This is a genomic window from Bifidobacterium sp. LH_512 (assembly GCF_056356435.1).
The window spans coordinates 864,638-886,813 of the sequence record NZ_JBKEUE010000001.1; the positions used below are offsets into that span (position 1 = coordinate 864,638).

Sequence of the window (22,176 nt, forward strand, 5' to 3'; positions counted from 1 at the left end):
AGATGACGCATGGATCGCATCGTCCACAAAATATGCCGCCACCCACAGTATGGTGCGGATGACGGCATCGCTGGCAATATCAGCCTTCGGTCTTCTGGGCGGCGCGAATCTTGTCCTTCGTATCACGGTCGTTTGCGCCGTCATCAGTGGACAATGCAGCGATGAACGCCTCCTGTGGCACCTCGACATGGCCGAGCATCTTCATGCGCTTCTTACCGGCCTTCTGCTTTTCCAGCAGCTTACGCTTACGCGAGATATCACCGCCATAGCACTTGGCAAGCACGTCCTTGCGCAGCGCGCGAATGTTCTCTCGGGCGATGATGCGCGAACCAATCGCGGCCTGAATCGGGATCTCGAACTGCTGGCGTGGAATCAGTTCACGCAGCTTCTTCGTCATCATCACGCCATAGCTGTACGACTTGTCCTTGTGCACGATGGCGCTGAACGCATCGACCTTCTCGCCCTGGATGAGGATATCGACCTTTACCAGGTCGGCGGACTGCTCGCCATCCTCATGGTAATCGAGCGACGCGTAGCCCTTCGTGCGGCTCTTCAACTGATCGAAGAAATCGAATACGATTTCGGCGAGCGGAATGCGGTAGTGCATTTCGACGCGGTCGGTGGAAATGTATTCCATCGTTCCCATGATGCCGCGGTGGTCTTGGCACAGGTCCATCACCGCGCCGATGAATTCCTTCGGCGTGATGATATCGGCGGCGACCATCGGTTCGACGATCTTCTTGATCTTGCCGTCCGGGAATTCGCTCGGATTGGTGACGCGATGCACGGAACCGTCTTCGGCGGTAACCGTGTACGGCACGTTCGGGGCGGTGGAGATCAGATCCAGGTTGAACTCGCGGCTCAGGCGTTCGGAGACGATCTCCATATGCAGCAGGCCGAGGAAGCCACAGCGGAAACCGAATCCCAACGCGACCGACGTTTCCGGCTCATAGATGAGCGCCGCATCGTTGAGCTTGAGCTTGTCGAGCGCTTCACGTAGTTCCGGATACTGCGCATTGTCAATCGGGAACAGGCCCGCATACACCATCGGCTGCGGATCGCGATAGCCGGCAAGCGGCTCGGCGGCGCCGTCCTTCGCCGTCGTAATCGTATCGCCGACCTTCGATTGGCTTACGTCCTTCGCGCCGGTGATCACGTAACCGACCTCACCTGCGCCAAGCGCCTTCGTCGGCATCATTTCCGGGCTGATCACACCGATTTCAATCGGGTCATGCGTCATGTCGATGCCCATCATGTGCAGCTTTTCACGCGATTTCAGCTCGCCGTCGACCATACGAATATAGGTGACGATGCCGCGGTACGAGTCATATACGGAATCGAAAATCAGCGCGCGCGCCGGGGCGTCGGGGTCTCCGGTCGGTGCGGGGATATCCATGACGATGCGGTCGAGCAACTCGGCGACGCCTTCGCCGGTTTTGCCGGAAACACGCAACACGTCGGACGGGTCGCAGCCGATCAGGCCGGCGATTTCTTCGGCATGCTTATCCGGCTCCGCACTCGGCAGATCAATCTTGTTCAGCACCGGGATGATGGCCAGGTCATGGTCGATGGCCATATACAGGTTGCTCAGCGTCTGCGCTTCGATGCCCTGCGTCGCGTCGACCAGCAGCACAGCGCCTTCGCATGCCGCCAGTGCGCGGGAGACCTCGTACGTGAAATCGACATGGCCCGGGGTATCGATCATGCCCAGCGTGTATTCGGTGCCGTCGAACGTCCACGGCACGCGCACCGCCTGCGACTTGATGGTGATGCCACGCTCCTGCTCGATATCCATGCGGTCGAGGAAGCGGTCGTGCATCTCACGTTCCGGCACGATGCCCGACAATTGCAGAATACGGTCCGCCACAGTGGATTTACCGTGATCGATATGTGCGATGATGCAGAAATTACGTATCAGCGACTGATCGGTGTATCCGGGCTGATTATGCTGCTGGCCCACGCCATCCTCCTCGTATATACTGCATGTACTGCGAACTTACGCGGCGCAAACATGCCGCGAACTGCGTAACGGAACGATTTTAGCCGCAACCATGGGCATCCGCGTGGCGACACTCCTGAAGGCGCTGTGGTTTATCCGTGCACCGTGTTATCATATTTGCTTGTATGTCCTTATATGTAAACGTCGTTTGGAGAAATAGTGGCAAACATTAAGTCGCAGAAGAAGCGCGTCCTCACCAACGAGAAGGCGCACAAGCGCAACGTGATGGTGAAGTCCGCCCTGAAGACCGCGATCCGCGCCACCCGTGAGGCCATCGCCTCCGGTGACAAGGCCGCCGCTGAAGCCGCCTTCCAGGTCGCTTCCAAGAAGCTCGACAAGGCTGCAGGCCGTGGCGTGATTCACAAGAACCAGGCCGCCAACCGCAAGTCCGGTCTGGCTGTGAAGATCAACGCTATGTGATCTGACTGAATAAGTCGCTTTTATATTTGTCCCCGCAGATTCGAAAGAATCTGCGGGGACAACTTTTTGTTTGTGACGATGATGCTGCCCGTTTGGCGAGCAGCATTACACCAGATACTGCTTCTTCCACTCTTGCTCGTACTCGTAGGAAGTTTCAGACAAGTCCTCATAAGAGAAATCCGTATGCATGTCGCCGGTATCATCGACCACCATCGTCATCGTCGTCCACTTGCCCCCGGGAGCGTTCTTGCGTGCCGGCGCAACGAATTCATTGATGCACTTGAAGGATGTGAGTAATTCAGCATCGGAAACGCCGGCAAGGTCGTAGCATTTACGATATTTGCCTGATTGCTTGACGAAAAAGGCGATGGTATACGACGCTTCCCCGTATTCAAGGTAGACAACCAGTTTCTGCCAATCCTGAGGCAGATACTGTGCCAATTCGTCGAGAATACGCTGGTAGATTGTTTCATCCATCATGATTGCTTTCCTTCATTCGAGAATGTAGTTATAGTTTTTTCACCGTCGATAGAATATGTCGCCGTGAAACTGGTAGGCCGTTTGGAATCATCCGTATATACCGGCTCCACTTTTAGATATACTTCTTTACCAGCCTGAAGTGCTCCGACAAGCTTGTTTTCCATTTTCTTGTAGTCACTGAGATTCAGCTCTTTATTCATCGACACAAGATTCTCTATGCCGTCGCTGCCTCCGAACAGGCGCCCGAATATATGACCTCGTTGATCATCCGGCAAATTCGAACCGTTTGCCACGGCTTCCATATTATCCATGTTGCGATTTTTGAGTTGCTCCGGCAATCTGAGTTTTCCGGACACGGATTTTGTTCGACCTAACTCATCCGTTTCGTAGTTGTATCCATTCCGGGTGAATTCCGCATTCGGCTTGAGCTGGTTGCCGATGCGATATATTTCGCCGTTGTCGTCATGATAGACCTTTTCCTTGGCCATATGTTCCGCTTCGGCCACATTATGTGGAACCGAGGATTCGACATTGGCTAAGGCTTGCTCGACGCCTACACTTTGTTCCGGTTTTTTGACGTCCAGTCGCTCCGCTTGCCGGTTAAGCCCTTGAGCGTCGGACGTATTGTGCATTTCGCCCATACTGCTGCTTTTCCTTTCACGCGATGTGGCTTCGGAAATCCATGAAGCGTTGCAGATACTCTCCGTATATGGCATCGCGCCAAACCTGTTCGCGCGTCATCAATTCGATGATACGGTCGACTTGTTCGCAGGAGAAATCGTCGAGAGATGGTCTGATCTCCTCAAGCAGATGCTCTTCCCATTCCTTTGGCTGCGTATAGCGGCGGGCTTTCTGGTAAATCGGCTCCATATCGAGGAATTCGTATGCGAACCGCCCGAAAGTCGAAGAAAGTTCCTCGAAATTCCGAGCGTCGGCATTCAGATAATCCATGAATTCGATTTTGACTTTGGTGCTTAATCGTGAAGCGAGAACATCCTCTTTCATGCGCAGCAGATCATTGCGATCATCCATACCAAACAGCAGTTTGCTCATCAAGGAATACAGCAACGTATCCTTTAAGGCCTTGTCCTGATTGTCGGAAGACGGCAACGAAGAAGGTGCCGGCATGTATGCCTCTCCCCCATCATGACGGTTGATCTTGCACAATACCGGTTCGACCCATTCGTTCTGATATATGGCGGCCACACCTCGCGGCAATTTCGCCAACTGAATTATCTGGTCTTCGGTGAGATTCGCCGCTTCGCCAACCAGTTTTCGATCGGAGAAATCCGGCAATCGCATGATGATCTTCGTGTTGGTGTTGCGAATGACCGAAGCGTCGAGCAGACCTGGCGCCTGATCGGCGATGATGAAACCCTCACCGTAGGTGCGCATTTCCGCAATGGCGTTGGACAGCATTTCCACGCTTGCGCCGCGTAGGTCGCCGCCATCGGCAGAAGCGGAAGGCGAGGTTCTGCGCAGCAGATTATGCGCTTCCTCCAGAACGGTCAGATGGCGAAGCGGCGCGTTCATACCGACATGTTCAGACATTCGGTGCTCCTGCAATTGCAGCACCAATATACCCATGATCAGCGATTTCGTTTCGTTGGAGCCGACTCTGCTCAGATCGACGATTGTATTGTGATTGAACAGCTGTTCGGTGTCGAGCTGTTCGCTGGTGAAGATCAAGCCGTTGATGCCGTTGCATAGCGATTGCAGACGGGTGAGCAGCGACCCCTTGTAGGCGCCCTTATTGTCGCTGTCATATTCGCTGTCGTCGATGATGCTGCGCACACATTGTGCGACATCATCGAATGTCGGATATAGGCGTTCGCCATACGAATTGGTGGAATTCATCAAATCCCATCCGCATTCCTCATAAGCGCGTTCCACCGCCTGCTTCAATACCGCAGGCATGGCGGCATACATCGGCCAACACACGTTGAAGATTTCGATCAGACGGTCCAGATGCTCTAGAATGTGGATTTCCGAAGGGAACGAGAACGGGTTGAGACGAAGCAATGCCCCCATTACAGGATTCGTGCCATAGACGTTCACATCCGGGTCCATGCCGAATACCTGTTTGTATTCGCCTTTCGCCGGTTCAATGACCAAGAAAGTGGTGTGATGCCGTCGGGCTTCCTCAAGAATCGTGTATACGGTGTTGCTTTTGCCTGATCCCGTGCTGCCGGTGATGAACGTGTGCGCGGACAGCGATGCTTTGTTCAGCCGGACCGGAGTCGGTTCCATATGGTTCATGTGGAAGATATGACCAATATGGAAATGTTCATGCCCGGATGTGAATGCGTCATCATAGGTGGAGATGCTGCGCCCGAATCCGGCGCATTCGAGAACGGGCAGGCCTGGAACGGAATGTTTCGGAAAATTCAGCGAATAGGCCAGCTCTTTACCCGTCAGTATCGCAGTTGCGGTTACGCTCGCCGGGTAGGCTGCGAAATCCGAGACTTCGCCGTCCTCCCCCTGTTCGAGGACGTCCGGCCTGAGACCAAACAGAGGGTGGCGAAGATCACGCAGATACGAGTAGATGGTTTGGGCGGCATCATCCTGTTCGGGCATGTCGCCACGCCACACGTTGACCGCGGAAGCCGACATGAACGATCCGTCGCCTTGCGTCAGCGCCAGATAGAAATGGGCGACGTTATTGGCGATGTTCTGGTCTTCGCTTAGCACGTACGCCGCAAAATCCCACATGCCCAGCGCTGAACCGAGATCCATGCGCTTCATCTGGGATTCCAACAATTGGAGGGCATGTTTGATGCTGTAATTCGTGAAATTCTGGCTGATGCTTTCGCTTTTGCCGATGGTCGCCGTCACATTCGAAGTGCGCGCGAAGCCGAGACCGAAGTTCGCTCCGACGTTCAAAGCCTTGGATGCCGCATTGGTGATCGTGTTTGCGGCGTTCACGGCGAGTCCCAACGTATTGTTGATGGAATGCGCCACATTGTTGGTGACGGCATGAGCAAGGGAACTCCCCTGCGCATGGCTTATAGAGTCGGAAACTGTTTGCGTGAGGATTTCCCCGACCGTTGCGGTATCGGTGTAGCTTCCTCCGATTCCGATGCTGCCGATGTCCTTTGAGCCAAGAGACGCATTCGCGTTCACGCCCACGGCCGTGCTATCCGACTGCGAACGCCCGATGCTGTTGCCCGTACTTTGCCCGGTCGTGTCGGTGTATTGCGTGCCTGTCGTATCGGAGGTACCGGTGCCTTCCGTATATCCCTGCGATGTTCCCGATGACTGTGTCGTGCCGGTGCTGCTGCCGGTGCCTTGCGAACTGCTTTGCTGGGTTCCTGCGCTGACACCGACGTTCACGCTGACAGTGGCCGACGATCCGATGGAATTGCTCTCATTGCAGGTAAACTGCGTACTCCATGATTCATATGGCTTCAGTGCGGAATACAAGCCTTCCAAAACGGTTTTCCGCTCTTTGACATCCGCTATCGGCGTCGCCAACAGAATAAGCGTATAGTCCTGCTCCACGGTATCGGGAACGATGCCGTCCAACAGTTTTTCTATGGTCTGGCTGACGAATTTCTCCGATTTTTCTGTGGGGACATTCGATACGGCTGCCACGGAATATGCGACGTCATCATCAAGACACGGCAATTTTCCCGACTGCTCGGAGTCGTCCCACTGCGCTCCGGGAAAATTGCCTGCAAGAGCTCCGGCAAGCAGGTGCCTATACCTGCGCACGTCGACATTGTTGTCGGCATTCCATGTATTGACGACGGCAAGATAAACCTGTGTCGCATCGTGGGTACGATGGAACACCAACGCGATGTTGCAATGTTCGCCCGACAGTACTTCATACACGTTGACGAGCTTTTCCAGACTGTTCTCGTTCTTGTCCGTCACCCAGGAGGTGATGTTGAAGAAGCGAATATTACGTTCGCTGTCAAACGGTTGCTCGTCGCGTACCGGAACGTAAAGCTCGTGCAACTGTTCGAGATATGCATGGAATATTTCGATGCCGCTTGCCGACAGCAGCCGCTTGGTCAGCTTCTGGGCGGTCGGATCCATGGGATCCGGCTTGAGCTGCAGATATTCCTCGCGCTTGCGTTCAACGTCACGCAATTGCTCCGGGCTCAACGACGCAGCACGCGCCACGGTGTCAGCCGCTTTCGCGCCGACACGCGATACGATCCTACCGATTCCCATGATTCTCTCCTGCGCTCACACCTGCATCCACGGCAATGCCGGTGACCTTAACGTTCCATCCAAGACATCAGTTCAGTGATATGCCGTCTTTCGTCGTTGATCTGCTGCCATTTGCCTTCCAGCTCGGCGATTCGCTGTTCCAAATCGCTGATAGCCTGGTTCTGGCTGCGAAGATGAGGATTGTACTCTTCGATATTGGCGGTGATATCGTCCAACAACTCCTGAGTCCAACGATGAAAGCCATCGGCATGCTCTCCGCTCAGATCGGTTTGCACCTGCTTTAGCCAACGTTGAAGTTCGTTGTTGTATATTTGGACGATCCGTCGTATATCCAAACCGTCGCCGAGGAACTTCTGCAACTTGTACCTGTTGAAGATCTGGCTGAGATTGTCGCTGAAATCCATCGCCTGATGCCGAAGAATGATTTCATTGATTTCCATGCGTTTTTCTTCGGTCAGTTTTTCGGAGCCCATGACGATCGCGGACAATTCAGCACGTAGCTGCGCAGTACAGTCATTCCAGAATTCCTGGGACTTCCGGTCAAGCGATTGGCTCACGTGATTTCTGGCGTCAGCGAATTGCGATCGTACTTGTGCCAACAAATCGTCGGAAGCTTCACGGTCGACGATTTTCTGCGTATTCTTCAATTCGCCGAAATTCTTGATAACGTTGTGCGCGTCGGCAGCGAGATCTGCCCCCATACGTTTCACTGCGTCAAACGATTGCCTATTGGCCACATCCGCGAAATTACCGGTCAAATTGTCTTTCAAGGCCTTGTACGCATTGTCGACCTGCCTTTTTTGGTCTTCGACATGATGCTCGCTTGTCTGTAGTTCGAGGAACTGCTTCTCCGTTTCTTTCAGCTTGTTCTCGCTCGTTTTGAAAATCTCTTCCACTTCGGAAGCATGCTGAGTCATCTCATCCGGATATTCGGTATTGAAATTGTTCTCCAATTCATCACGACGCCGTTCCAACTGCTCAATCAGCATCCTCTTATCGCGTTCCATATTCGCACGCACCGCATCACGTGTTTCCGCCTGCTGATTTTTCGCGTCTTCAATGGCCTGCTTGGTCGTTTCAATGGCCTTATTCAGGAACAGTTCCGACTGCCGGCACTTGTTATACGGCGCATACTTGTCGGCGAATGTGACGATGGCCTGCTCCACCGAATACAGGCCGCTGTTGGCATACAGCAGGTTGCTTTGCGCCTCAGCGGACTTCACATATTCCCGGCGAATCTGCTCGGGAAGAATATCATAATGGTAGAGCTGCTTGTAAAAACGCGATTCCGAATTGGTGTACTTGTTGTACTGATCCTCATAGATCTCCGCACTGTGATCGTCGATGAAATCGCCGCGATTCTTGGCGCCCAATCCCATCACCGAAGACAGGAAATACACGCCGCCCGAATAGAGCTTGCGCGGAATGGCCAGATTCAGGATTCGTCTGCGCCCCTCATCCGTTTTGCCGTCATTGCTTAACGCGGCAGCATCCGCCTTGTTCACGATAATCATCGTGAAACGGTTGTCAAGTTCCTTCAGTCCATGAATCTCCTGATACAACCTATCATTATCGGTACTGTCCAACGTGTCGTATTCGCAGACGAAGATCGGCAGGCCGTTCGACAGATTCCGCATGGCATCCTGAAGCACCTGATAATGCTTCTCATTGGACGCGGAATTCGAGCCCGGCGTATCGAAGATAACGAATTGACGCAATGACATCTCCGCATAATTGTCGCGGACGAATGGCGTTTCAATGCTGATCAGATCGGAAATGGAATCATCCGTCGTCGCATTCGCCTCCTGATTGACAAACGTCAGAATCGTATGAAGCTTATGCTTGATCGGTGTTTCATTCAGACTTTCGCACAGGTCGCGAAGTTTGTCGAGGAAATCACATGAATCGCATTCCGTTCTGACATTGCAGGTGACGTCGGTGAATTCCAAACGAACGCCGGCGCCGTTGTACTGGAACGAAATCAATGCCCGATCGCTTTGCAGCGATTGCGAAATCCTATACACTTTCGCAGTGGTCGGCTCATCGCTGCTTGGCAACAGCTCATAACCGATCAAAGCATTGATGAATGTGGATTTGCCCGAACTGTAGTTTCCGATCACACAAACCGGTATCGTCTCATTGGACGCCTCGGAGAACTTCCTCAGATCCTGTTGTATATCGCCTTTCTGAAAACTGCTGTCGGTGAACACCAGCTCAAGTCTTCTGAACGTTTCGATGGCGTCGGGCAGAATATCGCGGGCATTCTCCAATGCTCGCGACGAGCGTTCCGCTTTGATTCTTCCCGCATAATCCTCGCTGCTGCAGATCGCTGCGAGTTCGCGGAATTCATCATCCGTGCCTTCGAATACCACATCGACGGCTTGCTGCCCGTCCCCATATTCGTCCAGGATGATGTCAACGATCTGCTTCGCCTTGAACGGAAAAACCCGCTTCTGAATTCGTCGCGCAGCAGTTTGCTGCCGGCATTGATCTGGATATTAATATCCGACCATTCTTCAGCGGCCTCATTCCTGCTTTGAAATGAGGTCTGCTGTCGATAGGCGTCGCTGATTATCTTGACCGCGGTCATCATTGCCTCTCTCATAAGTCATACGGCAGCGTCCATCCTATCATCACGAAGATGTGATTCAAGCTATGCCGATTGGAAGATTAGTGCCTTAATGCTTCGCGATGCTTTACTGTCTCGGCTTGTCTGCAAAGTGCTCATCTCCATTTCCTGTCTTTTCGCCGTCATTCGCTACATGAAGATGCAAGTCAGGACGTTTCAGATACGGCAGATCACTCGGCAAATACGTGTGATGCCGTTCCAATGCACCGGGCAGCATAATGTTGAATTTGACGGACAACAGGCGCATCGCCACGACCAGTACAACGATGGCGACGTCGAGCACAACTTCCATTTCAAAATTAATGTAGCCGGCCTGCATGCCTTTGCACACGAATACCGTCAGCACCGATCCGACCGCTGAAGGTACGGCATACCAATGTTTGTCACGGATCACCATCGGTACCTCATTGATCAGCATGTCACGAATCAGACCGCCGCCCAACGCGGTGAACATGCCCATGAAAGCGGCCGTCATGCCTGAGGTGCCCATCTGCATCGCCTTCGACGTGCCGTTGACGGCGAACATCGCCACAGCCAGCGCATCAATCGTCAGCATCGACCACTTCAATTCGTCGACTTCCGGATGAATGACTGCAATCACCAAACCGGAAACCAATGCTGTAATGACGAAGCCTCTGTCTGCGATACCGACCGGCGGCAGCGACCCCAACATCACGTCACGAATGATGCCGCCGCCCAACGCGGTCAGCCATGCAGTGATAAGCATGGCGAACACGTCATAGTTCTTTTTTACCGCGGACAACCCGCCCATAAGCCCACTGCAGAACACGGCCACATATTCGACGCCCATGAGAAACGCATTGCTTTCCAAAGCCAATTCCATGGCCGTTCTTCCCCCAGTCTTCCCTCATTGTCTCATCGCGCCATTTTGAGCCCGCGTTCTTTCCCGTTTCGGCTGTGTCAGCCGCATGAATTTTGCGGTCTGCAACCACGTAAAAGCCTACAACGTCACAGCTTATGTCAACGCCGAAATTCATGGAATGTGAATTTCGGCTTTTGTGGACGGTTGGCGGTCACATTTGCTGCAGGAGTGCATCAATATCAGCAAAAGTGATTGCAGCAGGCATGAGCGGAACAAAACGGAAGTGGCCTCTACGAATGATGTGCATTCGCAGAGGCCACCGTTAGCGTATTATTGACAATATATTAAAAAAACGTCAGCAGACTTTCCACATCCAGTTGTGCGGATCTTCGATCTCGCCAAGCTGGATGCCGAGCAGCTGGTTACGCAGGGCCAAGGTGAACTCGCCGGAGCCGCCGTCTGCGACGGTCACATCGAACTTGTCGGACTTGAAGCGGCCGATCGGCGTGATGATGGCGGCGGTGCCGCAGGCGAACACTTCGGTGACTTCGCCAGACTTGATGTCTTCCAGCAGCTGATCCAGGGCGATCATGGTTTCGACCACGTCATGGCCGTTGTCCTGGATGAGCTGAATCAGGGAACGACGGGTCACGCCCGGCAGAATGTTGCCGGTCAGGGACGGGGTCTCCACATGACCGTCCTTGTGCACGACCATCATGTTCATGCCGCCCAGTTCTTCCAAGTAGGTCTTGGTGGCGGCATCCACGAAGCACACCTGTTCGCAGCCGTTCTCGATGCCCTTGTACTCACCGAGCAGGGACGCGGCATAGTTGCCGCCGCACTTGGCGAAACCAGTGCCGCCCGGACCGGTGCGGAACCACTTGTCCTCGACCCAGATGCTCACCGGCTTCACGCCGCCCGGGAAGTACGGGCCGGACGGGGAAGCGATCACGCAGTATTCGACTTCCTGCGGGGCGCGCACGCCCAGGAATGGCTCGGAAGCGAACATGAACGGACGCATGTACAACGTGTATTCGCGACGGGACGGAACCCAGTTCACATCACGCTTAACGAGGGCAGCCACGGAACCGATGAAATCATCGATTGGTAGTTCCGGCAGATACAGGCGCTTGGCGGAATTCTGGAAGCGTTCAGCGTTCGCATCCGGGCGGAACAGCCATGTGGAACCGTCGGCATGACGATAGGCCTTCAAGCCTTCGAAGCATTCCTGTGCGTAATGCAGCACGGAAGCGCCCGGATCCATTTTGAGCGGCGCATACGGTTCGATGCGGCGGTCGGTCCAGCCTTCGCCCTTCGTCCAGGTAATGTGCGCCATATTGTCGGAGAACAGCTGTCCGAAAGCCGGCTTGTCGATCAGTTCGGCACGCTTGGCGTCGGATGCCGGATTGTCGTTCGGCAGCACGGTGAACTTTTCAGCGAGCTTGTCAAGTTCTGCCGGATCGTGATGATTCTGCTCAGTCATTGTCACTTCTTCTTATCGGTCCGCCGTCCAGATGACGGCGTTGCGTTCTGTTATGTTATTTCGCGCTTGTGGCGCAAGTTCCGGTTGATACTTTAACCACAAGCAGACTGCGTACCAGGTGTAAGCGTTCATAATATGAAAATGAACCGCGCCTGAACGAATCGAGCCCGCCGCGCGGCGGCTTTGCGCACACGCGACGGGCTCGATTCAATCGCTTACAGCTGGAAGACCTGGAATCAGGCTTCGGCCGGGGCCTCGGCTTCAGCAGCCGGAGCTTCAACGGCGTCTTCCGGAACGGTGACGCTCACGACGGATTCTTCCGGATCGGCAACGTCGAGTTCGACGCCTTCCGGCAGCACGACGTCCTTGGCGAAGATCTTGGCTCCATCCATCAGGCCGTCAACGTTGACCACGATGCGTTCCGGCAGGTTGGCAACATCGGCGCGGACCTTGAGCTCCTGAATGTCGACGAATGCGATGGCAGCGCCCTTCGGGGTTCCTTCGACGAAGACCGGAACCTCGACGTCGATCTTTTCGCCAGCCTTGACTTCGTAGAAGTCAACGTGCTCGACGATGCGCTTGACGGGGTTGCGCTGAACATCCTTGACGACGGCCATCTTGGATTCTTCGCCGTACTTGATGGTGAACAGAGCGTTGGTGTGACGCAGAGACAGGGTGGTTTCCTTCATCGGCAGCTGCACGAACACCGGAGCTTCACCACCGGCGTAAATGGTGGCCGGAATCAGGTTGGCGACGCGCATGCGACGAGCAGCGCCCTTGCCGAATTCGGTACGAGCAGCACCTTCAAGAGTGATAGTGGTAGCCATAATGGTCTCCTTTACTGGTTGGTCTATTTCATTCTCGGCGCATCAACGAGCCGTGAACACCAGCAAAGGAGTGGAGCACACGCCGAGTCGATAACGGAAGTCGCCACATATCGCACAACGCGCATATAGCGCTTCCCTCGCCAAAGCAGTCATCCGTCATCCGATCTCAAATATTTGAGGTCGCTTCCAGACAACGGTCACTAATTATAATCATGCTTCGGACAAATCATTGTTTCGCACCGTCATGTGCAGCAACGCAGCAACACAACGCCGCAACGTCACATCGTCACACCATCTCAATACGCCATCCGAACATCATCGCGTCAACAATCAACGTCATTACGAACCACACCGCCCCATGCAATGCCCTCATGCTGCGTTTCCTTCCGCCGCAACGCCGCGCGCAAACCGTACAATGAAACAAGATTCCCGAATACTCGAATCTTCGAAGCATTACAAGAAGGGGCAGCAATGACGCGTTCCACTTCAACTATTATTCGTGACATCGCCGCCGGCGCAGGCGTCGCGACGGCAATCTGCGCCGGCGCGCTGTATGTCGGCGCAGACAAATTCTTCCGCCGCATCGTTGATTTGCGTGATGGCATTGAAGCTCCGCTGCATACCAGTACACATGTCAACGCCGCCGATGAGGAGACTGACGTCTGGTTTACGCAAACGAGGCAATCAGTGACGCTTACCAGTTCGGATGGGTTGCGTCTGCATGCGTGGTTGTTCGACCCGGATTGCGTTTGCAAAGACACGCATCGTTATGCGATTTGCCTGCATGGCCGCAGCGAGGAGCCGCGCATAATGGCGCCTTGGGCCCACCATTATGCGAAGCTTGGATGTACGGTGCTTGTGCCGGCCCAACGCGCGCATGAGCTGAGCGAAGGCCGCTATACCGGATTAGGTTACCTGGAATCCGACGACCTGCTGCGTTGGATTCAATTGGTCGTCGCAGCCGATGAGGATGCGCGAATCGTGTTGCATGGCAATGCGATGGGGGCGACGGCGGCGATGATTGCCGCTGGCAGCCCGCGCCTTCCTCGTAATGTTGTCGCCGCGGTGTCCGACAGCGGTTATGCAAGCGCCCGCGACCAGTTGATTTTCGGCTTGCAACGCACCACGCATATGCCGCATCTCACTGCCGTCGCCTGCGTTGATATGGCGAGCCTGTTGTGCAAACGCCGGGCCGGATACGATTTTCGGCAGGCTTCCTGTGCGGATGCCTTGCGGCACGCCACCGTTCCGATGCTGTTCATTCATGGAGGCGGCGACATATTCGTCTCCCCCGCCCAGATGCGGCGCAATTATGATGCGTGCTCGTCGATTGACCGCGACATGCTGCTGATTCCCGGCGCCGCGCACGCGCAGGGCGCCATTGCCGCGCCCGATTTGTATTGGCGGAAGGTGACGCATTTTATGGAGCGCGTCTTTGCAAGAAAATAAAGATTGATTGATCATTGAATGATCATTGCAGGCTGCTGATTGCGATTGATTCGCAATGCCGCTTCAAATGCATGTGGCCGCCCTCCAAGCGGAGGGCGGCCACATCGTTATATGCGCGCCATTATATGCGTATATGCGCGCGCACTATCGGGATGCGCGGATGTTACGCGATCAGCTCCTTGACGGCTGCGATGACGGCCTGCAGGCCTGCCTTCGCGTCGCCGAACAGCATCTGCGTATTGTCCTTGAAATACAGTTCGTTTTCAATGCCGGCGTAGCCCTTGCCGCGGCCGCGCTTCATCACGACCACGTTCTGCGCCATGTCGACGTCGAGGATTGGCATGCCGGAAACCGGAGTGCCGGGACGGCGTGCGGCCGGGTTGGTCACATCGTTGGCGCCGACGACGAGCGCAACGTTCGAGGACGGGAACTGCGGGTTGATGTCATCCAGGTCGATGAGCTCCTCATACGGCACGTTCGCTTCGGCGAGCAGCACGTTCATATGACCTGGCATGCGGCCTGCCACCGGGTGGATGGCGTACGAGACTTCGACGCCATGGCCCTTGAGCAGTTCGCCTAGGTCTGCCAGCTCGCGCTGCGCCTGGGCCTGAGCCAAGCCGAAGCCCGGCACGAAGATGACTTTCTCCGCGTAGACGAGCTGTACGGCGACGTCATCCGCGGTTGTTTCCTTCATGGTGCCTTCAGGTCCTTCGGCGTCGCCCGCAGCTGCGGAGCCACCGCCGAACCCGCCGGCGAGCACGCTCATCAGCGGACGGTTCATGGCCTTCGACATGTCGATGGACAGGGTCACACCGGCTGCGCCGACGAGGGCGCCAGCCACGATCAGGGCGATGTTGTTGATGGCCAGACCGCTCATAGCGACTGCGGTACCGGTGCAGGCGTTCAGAACGGAGATAACGACCGGCATGTCAGCGCCGCCGATCGGGATGACGAAGACCAGGCCGTAGCACAGGGCGAACACGGTGGTCAGAATGCTCCATAGCAGACGCTGCTGCGGCTGCACGCACAGCATGACGAACGAGGCCACGGTCAGCACGATGAAGATGATATTCCACACGCCCTTGGCCGGCAAAGTCAGCTTGCGCAGGAACTTGACGCCCTGCAGCTTGCCGGCGGCGATCAGAGAGCCGGAGAAGGTGACAGAACCGATCAGGATGCCCAGGCCCGCGGTGGTCAGCACGACGATGGTCGGCAGTTCCTCGGAGGTCAGGATGTCGTTCAACGCGACCAGTGCGGCGGCGCCACCGCCGACGGTGTTGAAGATGGAAACCAACTGCGGCATGTCGGTCATCTTGACCTTCTTGGCGGAGACGACACCTGCTACGGCGCCGATCGCGATGCCGACGATCAGCAGTACGACGGCAACGCCATGCTGGAATCCGTTGCCGATCTCATCGGCGAATAGCACGATGAACGCCATGACGACGGCGATGATCATGCCGATCGCGGAAACCATATTGCCTTTGCGGGCGGTTTTCGGGGAGTTCATCAAATGCAGGCCGATGACGAACAACACGGCCGCGAACAGATAGACAAACCATTCAATGACGCCGAGCGGTGCACTCAGCATTTCAGACAGCGTACCCATTACTTGGCCTCTCCGTCCTTCTTCTTTGACTTATCGGACTTGAACATCTCCAGCATGCGGTCGGTGACCACGTATCCGCCGACGACGTTCATCGTGCCCAGCACCGCGGCCAGGAAGATGAACACCCAGGCGAGCGGCGAAGTGGCGTGTGCAGCGACGATGACGACGCCGACAATGACGATGCCGTGAATGGAATTCGCGCCCGACATCAGCGGGGTATGCAAGGTTGCAGGCACCTTGCCGATGACTTCGACGCCGATAAGCAGCGCCAGAACAAACAGGGTGATTGCTACGACAATATCCATGTGCTCACTTCTCGCTTTCTTACGCTGCGGTTTCGTTGGAGGCGACGGTTTCGGTGCGGCCGGCGACCACAAGCGCATTGTCGAGTTCTTCGCTCAGATCCATGCCGAGCTTGCCGCCCTTGACGAAGTGCACCAGCACGTCGGCAACGTTGCGACTCAACAAATTGGAGGCGGTCGTGGAGACGCCGCTTGCCAGATACGGCGCGCCGATGATGGTGACGCCGTTTGCGGTGACCTGCGTGCCGACGATGGAGCCTTCGACGTTGCCGCCCAAATCGCTGGCGGCGCAGTCGACAATAACCGCACCACGATGCAGACCGTCGACACCGGCCTTCGTCAGCAGAACCGGAGGCTTGCGCCCCGGAACTTTCGCGGTCGTGATGATGATGTCGAATTCCGCAGCCTTCGTGTCGACAGCAGCCTGCTGTTGAGCCTGCTCTTCAGCGGTCAGCGCGCGGGCGTAGCCACCTTCGCCTTGACCTGAGGAGAAGTCCAAGCCCAAGTCAAGGAACTTGGCGCCTAAGGATTCGACTTCGCCGCGGGATGCCGGACGCACGTCGTATGCGGTGACGACGGCACCCAGACGACGTGCGGTGCCGATGGCCTGCAGGCCTGCGATGCCGGCACCCAAGATCAGCACTTTCGCCGGGCGGATGGTGCCGGCGGCGGTGGTCATCATCGGGAAGAAAGATCCGTAGGCGTTCGCGGCGACGAGTGCGGCCTTGTATCCCATGACGGAGTTTTGGGAGGTCATCTCATCCATCGACTGCGCGGAGCTGAGCTGACGCGGCAGCTTTTCGATGGCAACTCCGACCAATCCGGCATTTTCCAGTGCGACGACGTAGTCGGCATCGGTGAAGGAGCCAAGCATGCCGACGATCCAGGTTCCGCGCTTGATGCGGGAGACCAGATCGAGGCTTGGACGGCTGACGAATCCGAGCGCGTCCGCGCGGGTGATCACTTCATCTGCGGAGACGACTTCAGCTCCGGCTTTCGCATAGTCTGCGTCGACATAATGTGCTGCGGCGCCTGCGCCGCTTTCAATAAGGCATGTGATCCCGGCCTTGCGTAGACGAGTCACGATGTCCGGCGTCAAAGCAACGCGGGACTCGTTCTCGCTCGTCTCATTCAAGACGCCGAAGACCACGGTGGCTTCTGGTGTTTGAGCCATGTGAGCCCTTTCCTCTGTATTCTCGAAGAAATGTGTAATGGACGTCACACAGTCTAGCGGCAAATTCGACGAAATCTTGTTTTTCGTTTCGTTGTACGGAATATTGCAAACTTGGTTTACGTGTTCGTCAAACATATGCGTCGATGCCTGGATGTTCGCTTGCCTACGGTAGCGTAAGGTGACGAACCGGACGGAAACGATTAATATTCATTAGCTGAGAAAGATCGTTATGCGGTAAAGGGAGTTATTTTGTCTGTTATCACCTCATTGAACAAGCAGGCTGCGAATCTGGTGCAGAAGGCGCTGCGTCTGGGAGGTGACTTCGTCCACCCGGTCAGCGATGACTCCGGTAATACCCCTGATTATGTGGACCCGGGCGAGTACTCGACCCCAAACGGCAGCATCGCGTTGCCTCACACCGACGAGTGGGGCCCCGGATTCCCCACCACAACCTTCATCGACCCTCAGACCGGTCTGCTGACATCGTCCACCGAAGGCAATCCTCCGCTGGACGAAGGCACGTCGATTTACGACATTTACGCCGACCGCGCCAATCGTATGGGCGACGACCCGCTCTATACGTATAAAGTCAACAATGAGTGGATCACCAAAACCGGTAACGAAGTGCTTGCCGACATTCGCGCGGTGGCCAAGGGCCTGCTGCACTATGGCCTGAAGAAGGGCGACGGCGTCGCTTTTATGTGCCGCACCTCGTATCAATGGGATGTGTTCGACGCTGCCGTGATGGCATGCGGCGGCGTGCTGGCGACCATCTACGACACTGATTCAGCCGATCAGATTCGCAATATCGTCGATAATTCCGATGCGCGACTGCTAGTTGTCGAAACAACCGACATGCGCGATGAAGCCGCTGACGCCGAAGAGCAATGCCCGACGCTGGAACGCGTGATGTGCTTGGAAACCGGAGCCTTGGAAGAGCTGATGGCGTATGGGGCTTCCATAAGCGATGAAGAGTTGGATGAGCGCATCGATTCGGTGAAGAAAACCGACCTGTGCTCCATCGTGTATACCTCCGGTTCCACCGCCGCGCCGAAGGGCGTGGAAATGACACACGAACACTATTGTAATACCGCGTTGAATCTGCCGAACTACATGCCGCAGCTGCTGCACGACAAGAAAGGCTCCGTGCTGCTGTTCCTTCCCCAGGCGCATTCCTTCGCACGTGCCGTCAACTATATCGTGGTGGCCAGTGCCCTGCGCATCTACATCGCACAGGGCATCAAGACCCTGATTTCCGATCTTCAGGTCGCCAAGCCGGCTGTGATGATCGTGGTCCCCCGTGTGCTGGAAAAGGTGTACAACGCAGCCTCCCAGAAGGCCGGCCACGGCGCCAAGGGCGTCGTGTTCGCCTCCGCGGTGGTCGCCGCCCAGAAGTACATGCAGGAATCCAGTGAAAAGGGCAAGCCGGGACGTCTGACCAGTGCCCGGCGCGCAGCCTACGATCCGATCGTCTATTCGGCACTGCGTGAAGTGCTGGGCGGCCGCGCCAAGTGGATCGTCGCCGGCGGCGCTCCGCTTGATCCGGAACTGCTCGCGTTCTTCCGCGGCGCAGGCGTGCCTGTGTATGAAGGCTACGGCCTGACCGAAACGACGGCTCCTTGCGCATTCAGCGCGTTGGGAACGCCGTTCCACCAGGGTTCCGTCGGCATCGCCTTCCCGGGATTCCAGCTGCGTATCGCCGAAGATGAGGAAATTCAGGTCAAGGGCACGTCCGTGTTCCCGCGTTACCACAAGAATCCGGAAGCGACCGAAGCTTCGTTCACCGAAGACGGCTGGTATGCCACCGGTGATTTGGGACGCTTGGACAACGACGGCTTCCTGTACATCACCGGCCGCAAGAAGGATCTGATCATCACCGCAGGCGGCAAGAACGTCGCCCCAGGCCCGATCGAAGAAGTAATCAGGCGCTGCGAGCTGGTATCCCAGGCCCTGGTGCTTGGCGACAAGCGTCCGTTCATTTCCGCGCTGATCACCCTCGACGAAGAAGCACTGCGTCCATGGCTTGCCTCCAAGGGACTTGATGAAAACATGTCGGCGGAGGACGCCGCCGAAAACGCCGCCGTCCGTGCCGAGATTCAGAAATGGGTGGACAGGGCCAACGAAGGTGTTTCCCGCGCCGAATCGGTGCGCAAATTCATCGTGCTGCCTGAAGAATTCACCCAGGAGAACGGCTTGATGACCGCCTCCATGAAGGTGATTCGTCCAAAGGTCATCAAGCGTTACTCAACGCTGCTGAACACGAAGATGTACACCAAGCGCAAGTAGCCTCGAAGAGATTAAGCCCTTATGGCTTAACGCTAGAAGGGGCGGGCGCACGGAATCAAATCCGCGCGCCCGCCCCTTCTCGTATCTGCGCGTTTGAGAACAATCAGGGCGTCAGAAGCCGAGACGTTCCAGCTGCTTCGGATCGGACTGCCAGCCCTTGGCAACCTTCACATGCAGGTCAAGCTTCGCCTTGCAGCCAATGATACGGTTCACCGGGGTACGCAGCTTCTTCTTGATGCGCACCAGATGTTCCGCCCCCTTACCGATGATGATCGGCTTCTGGGAATCACGCTCCACATAAATCGACACCATGACTATGGCCTTGCCGTCATAGCCTTCGCCTGTCTCATTGTCTTGCGGGTATTCAATGGAATCAACGACGACGGCCAACGAATGCGGCAATTCGTCATCCAATTCTTCCAAGAACGCACCACGGATCAGTTCGGCGATCGTATCTTCCGGACGCTCTTCAGTAATCATCTCCGCCGGGTACATCTGCGGGCCTTCAGGCATGTTGGCGATCAGCACATTGCGCACTTCTTCCAAATTGTCATGCTTCAAAGCGCTTACCGGAACAATTTCAGCGAAATCAGCGAATTCGTTGATCTCAATCAGCTTTGCAATCAGCTGCTCGCGATCCAATTCATCGATCTTCGTCACGATAGCAATCAGCGGCACTTTCCAAGAGAAGGTGCCATCTTCGCGTTTCGTAGCGAAATTGGAACGCAGACGGCTCAGAATGCGACGGTCACCAGGGCCGATCTCCTGATCGCCCGGAAGCAGGAACGCAACGGCGTCCACGTCCGCCAGAGATTCGTCCACAACGTCATTCAAACGCTGACCGAGCAGCGTACGAGGACGATGGATGCCAGGAGTGTCAACCAGCACAATCTGCGCGTTTTCGGTGGTAAGAATACCGCGGATGGCCTTACGGGTCGTCTCTGGACGAGACGATGCGATGGCGATCTGCGTGCCGATCAACGCGTTGATCAACGTCGACTTGCCCACATTCGGGCGGCCGACTACGGCCACGAATCCGGAACGATAAGCGTTCGATTCCGTATCCGTGTTCGTCGTGTGCTGCTGGCTATCAGTCATGCTGCTCCTTGGATTCTTTATTCAATGTATGGTTCTGGTCCATTTCGGACCCATTATCCACGCTGCCAGTTTCCTCGTCGGCCTCGACGTGCGCCGGCTCGACCAAAATCGTCGACACCTTCTTACGACGTCCGGCGGAATCGACAGCGGTCAGACGAAGTCCACGCGTCACCGACGTGGCACCTACAATCGGCACACGCCCGATCAGTTTGGTGAGCAGCCCATACACGGTATCGACGTCATCTTCGTCGATATCGATTTCGAAAATCTCTTCCAAATCGGCGATCGGAGTACGCGCCGGCACACTCCAACGGTTTTCGCCGACCTTTTCCGGCTCCAAATGCTGCGTGCGATCGTGCTCGTCTTCCAACTCGCCGACAATCTGTTCAATCGCATCCTCAATTGTCACCATACCGGCAATGCCACCGTATTCGTCAACGACAACGGCGACATGCTGTCGTGTGCGCTGCATCTGATGGAACAGATCATCAACCGGCTTCAATTCCGGAACCAGCATCGGCTCACGACAAATCGACGCGACATCACGCGTCATCGCGGCAGGATTGAACGCCGTCGCACGCACAGCGTCCTTCAAATAGGCGACGCCAATCAAATCGTCGACATCCTCGCCAATCACTGGCACACGCGAAAAACCGGAACGCGAGCACAGCTTCAGCATATTTTCTAACGTATCGTCGCGGCCAATGCAAATCATATCGGTGCGCGGCACCATGATTTCACGCGTCAACGTTTCCGACAACGACAGCACATTACGCATCATTTCAGAAAGCTCAGGATCGAAATCATTCGACTCGACCAAACGGTCGATCATCGCGCGGCCCTGTTCAATCTGCAGCTTCTCCAATTCCTCATCGTCGGAAAGATCCTGATTCCTATGGCGACGCGAATCCGCCTGACCTCCGACACGGGAAAACGGCGTCAGTACAACGGCAATCGTGGCGATGCCAGCATGTTTGAGCATAATGTCGACCGGCTTCGACATGCCAGTGGAACGCGGACGAACAAGAATCGAAACAACTGCGGCAATCAGTGCAAATGCCACGCCGCACACCAGTTCCATCCACAGCGGCGCATCGTACAGCGACACGATGCACGAGACCAGCACGCCATCCAGCACATTGCAGACGATGCGAAAAAACGCGCAGGAACCGGACGTGGCATAACGATTCGCAATCAGCTTCTGCACTTTATGAATGCGATCGATTTTCTTCATTCGAACAAACTGTGTGATTTCGGAATCCGTCTGTGCTTCCAGAATCAGATTGTTCAAACTTGCCCTGGTCACGCGAGCAACAGCGCCCTCCGTCGCAGCCATGGACAATGAAAACCAAACCAAAAGCAGCGCCACCGCGCTCAGCACTACAGTCAACGTAATCGTCGTACTGTCATACATCGTG

The 22,176-nt window shown here is 55.7% G+C and carries 16 protein-coding genes; 3 read left to right on the forward strand and 13 right to left on the reverse strand.

Annotated features, from left to right (window positions below):
* Positions 1–79: 79 nt before the first annotated feature.
* Complete coding sequence (gene lepA / locus AC1AWD_RS03810) at positions 80–1,960, reverse strand: translation elongation factor 4 (protein ID WP_476563844.1); 1,881 nt, start codon at positions 1,958–1,960, stop codon at positions 80–82.
* 198 nt (positions 1,961–2,158) lie between these two features.
* Between lepA and rpsT the strand changes: the two genes are divergently transcribed.
* Complete coding sequence (gene rpsT / locus AC1AWD_RS03815; RefSeq protein ID WP_476508483.1) at positions 2,159–2,419, forward strand: 30S ribosomal protein S20; 261 nt, start codon at positions 2,159–2,161, stop codon at positions 2,417–2,419.
* 105 nt (positions 2,420–2,524) lie between these two features.
* Here rpsT and AC1AWD_RS03820 read toward each other — a convergent pair whose 3' ends face one another.
* The 7 genes from AC1AWD_RS03820 to AC1AWD_RS03850 form a co-directional block, all read right to left on the reverse strand.
* Positions 2,525–2,899 carry an immunity protein YezG family protein gene (locus tag AC1AWD_RS03820; RefSeq protein ID WP_476563846.1) on the reverse strand — a complete coding sequence of 125 codons (375 nt, stop codon included), beginning with the start codon at positions 2,897–2,899 and terminating at the stop codon, positions 2,525–2,527.
* Entirely contained in the window at positions 2,896–3,540 is a 645-nt protein-coding gene (locus AC1AWD_RS03825; RefSeq protein ID WP_476563847.1) for a DNA/RNA non-specific endonuclease, read from the reverse strand. The genes AC1AWD_RS03820 and AC1AWD_RS03825 overlap by 4 nt, the downstream gene beginning before the upstream one ends.
* A gap of 16 nt (positions 3,541–3,556) precedes the next feature.
* Positions 3,557–7,078, reverse strand: a complete 3,522-nt coding sequence (locus AC1AWD_RS03830; RefSeq protein ID WP_476563849.1) for an ATP-binding protein — start codon at positions 7,076–7,078, stop codon at positions 3,557–3,559.
* A 47-nt stretch (positions 7,079–7,125) separates the two neighbouring features.
* Positions 7,126–9,450, reverse strand: a complete 2,325-nt coding sequence (locus tag AC1AWD_RS03835) for a dynamin family protein (protein WP_476563851.1) — start codon at positions 9,448–9,450, stop codon at positions 7,126–7,128.
* 324 nt (positions 9,451–9,774) lie between these two features.
* Positions 9,775–10,551: a trimeric intracellular cation channel family protein gene (locus AC1AWD_RS03840; protein WP_476563853.1), complete on the reverse strand. Its 777-nt coding sequence runs from the start codon at positions 10,549–10,551 to the stop codon at positions 9,775–9,777.
* A gap of 334 nt (positions 10,552–10,885) precedes the next feature.
* Positions 10,886–12,013, reverse strand: a complete 1,128-nt coding sequence (locus AC1AWD_RS03845; protein WP_476563855.1) for a branched-chain amino acid aminotransferase — start codon at positions 12,011–12,013, stop codon at positions 10,886–10,888.
* 236 nt (positions 12,014–12,249) lie between these two features.
* Positions 12,250–12,840: a 50S ribosomal protein L25/general stress protein Ctc gene (locus tag AC1AWD_RS03850; protein WP_476563857.1), complete on the reverse strand. Its 591-nt coding sequence runs from the start codon at positions 12,838–12,840 to the stop codon at positions 12,250–12,252.
* 471 nt (positions 12,841–13,311) lie between these two features.
* On the opposite strand from AC1AWD_RS03850, the gene AC1AWD_RS03855 reads away from it, so the two are divergent.
* On the forward strand, positions 13,312–14,289 hold the full coding sequence (locus tag AC1AWD_RS03855; protein ID WP_476563858.1) for an alpha/beta hydrolase: 978 nt from the start codon (positions 13,312–13,314) through the stop codon (positions 14,287–14,289).
* Between the two features lie 163 nt (positions 14,290–14,452).
* Here AC1AWD_RS03855 and AC1AWD_RS03860 read toward each other — a convergent pair whose 3' ends face one another.
* Genes AC1AWD_RS03860 through AC1AWD_RS03870 form a run of 3 tightly spaced genes read right to left on the reverse strand, consistent with a single transcriptional unit; the run spans position 14,453 to position 17,374 of the window.
* Entirely contained in the window at positions 14,453–15,880 is a 1,428-nt protein-coding gene (locus AC1AWD_RS03860) for an NAD(P)(+) transhydrogenase (Re/Si-specific) subunit beta (protein ID WP_476563860.1), read from the reverse strand.
* 17 nt (positions 15,881–15,897) lie between these two features.
* Complete coding sequence (locus tag AC1AWD_RS03865) at positions 15,898–16,203, reverse strand: NAD(P) transhydrogenase subunit alpha part 2 (RefSeq protein ID WP_476508463.1); 306 nt, start codon at positions 16,201–16,203, stop codon at positions 15,898–15,900.
* Between the two features lie 19 nt (positions 16,204–16,222).
* On the reverse strand, positions 16,223–17,374 hold the full coding sequence (locus tag AC1AWD_RS03870) for an NAD(P) transhydrogenase subunit alpha (protein WP_476563862.1): 1,152 nt from the start codon (positions 17,372–17,374) through the stop codon (positions 16,223–16,225).
* A gap of 249 nt (positions 17,375–17,623) precedes the next feature.
* Here AC1AWD_RS03870 and AC1AWD_RS03875 point away from each other — a divergent pair, with 249 nt between their 5' ends.
* On the forward strand, positions 17,624–19,660 hold the full coding sequence (locus AC1AWD_RS03875) for an AMP-dependent synthetase/ligase (protein WP_476563863.1): 2,037 nt from the start codon (positions 17,624–17,626) through the stop codon (positions 19,658–19,660).
* Positions 19,661–19,771: 111 nt separating this feature from the next.
* Here AC1AWD_RS03875 and era read toward each other — a convergent pair whose 3' ends face one another.
* Entirely contained in the window at positions 19,772–20,758 is a 987-nt protein-coding gene (gene era, locus AC1AWD_RS03880) for a GTPase Era (protein WP_476563865.1), read from the reverse strand.
* Positions 20,751–22,172 carry a hemolysin family protein gene (locus tag AC1AWD_RS03885; RefSeq protein ID WP_476563867.1) on the reverse strand — a complete coding sequence of 474 codons (1,422 nt, stop codon included), beginning with the start codon at positions 22,170–22,172 and terminating at the stop codon, positions 20,751–20,753. The genes era and AC1AWD_RS03885 overlap by 8 nt, the downstream gene beginning before the upstream one ends.
* Positions 22,173–22,176 lie beyond the last annotated feature (4 nt).

What these genes read in the sequence shown, in the direction of transcription:
- AC1AWD_RS03885 (WP_476563867.1), bottom strand. Translation starts at nt 22,172, where the DNA reads ATGTATGACAGTACGACGATTACGTTGACTGTAGTGCTGAGCGCGGTG.
- AC1AWD_RS03820 (WP_476563846.1), bottom strand. Translation starts at nt 2,899, where the DNA reads ATGATGGATGAAACAATCTACCAGCGTATTCTCGACGAATTGGCACAG.
- AC1AWD_RS03865 (WP_476508463.1), bottom strand. Translation starts at nt 16,203, where the DNA reads ATGGATATTGTCGTAGCAATCACCCTGTTTGTTCTGGCGCTGCTTATC.
- AC1AWD_RS03825 (WP_476563847.1), bottom strand. Translation starts at nt 3,540, where the DNA reads ATGGGCGAAATGCACAATACGTCCGACGCTCAAGGGCTTAACCGGCAA.
- AC1AWD_RS03855 (WP_476563858.1), top strand. Translation starts at nt 13,312, where the DNA reads ATGACGCGTTCCACTTCAACTATTATTCGTGACATCGCCGCCGGCGCA.
- AC1AWD_RS03830 (WP_476563849.1), bottom strand. Translation starts at nt 7,078, where the DNA reads ATGGGAATCGGTAGGATCGTATCGCGTGTCGGCGCGAAAGCGGCTGAC.
- AC1AWD_RS03850 (WP_476563857.1), bottom strand. Translation starts at nt 12,840, where the DNA reads ATGGCTACCACTATCACTCTTGAAGGTGCTGCTCGTACCGAATTCGGC.
- era (WP_476563865.1), bottom strand. Translation starts at nt 20,758, where the DNA reads ATGACTGATAGCCAGCAGCACACGACGAACACGGATACGGAATCGAAC.
- AC1AWD_RS03870 (WP_476563862.1), bottom strand. Translation starts at nt 17,374, where the DNA reads ATGGCTCAAACACCAGAAGCCACCGTGGTCTTCGGCGTCTTGAATGAG.
- AC1AWD_RS03845 (WP_476563855.1), bottom strand. Translation starts at nt 12,013, where the DNA reads ATGACTGAGCAGAATCATCACGATCCGGCAGAACTTGACAAGCTCGCT.
- AC1AWD_RS03860 (WP_476563860.1), bottom strand. Translation starts at nt 15,880, where the DNA reads ATGCTGAGTGCACCGCTCGGCGTCATTGAATGGTTTGTCTATCTGTTC.
- AC1AWD_RS03840 (WP_476563853.1), bottom strand. Translation starts at nt 10,551, where the DNA reads ATGGAATTGGCTTTGGAAAGCAATGCGTTTCTCATGGGCGTCGAATAT.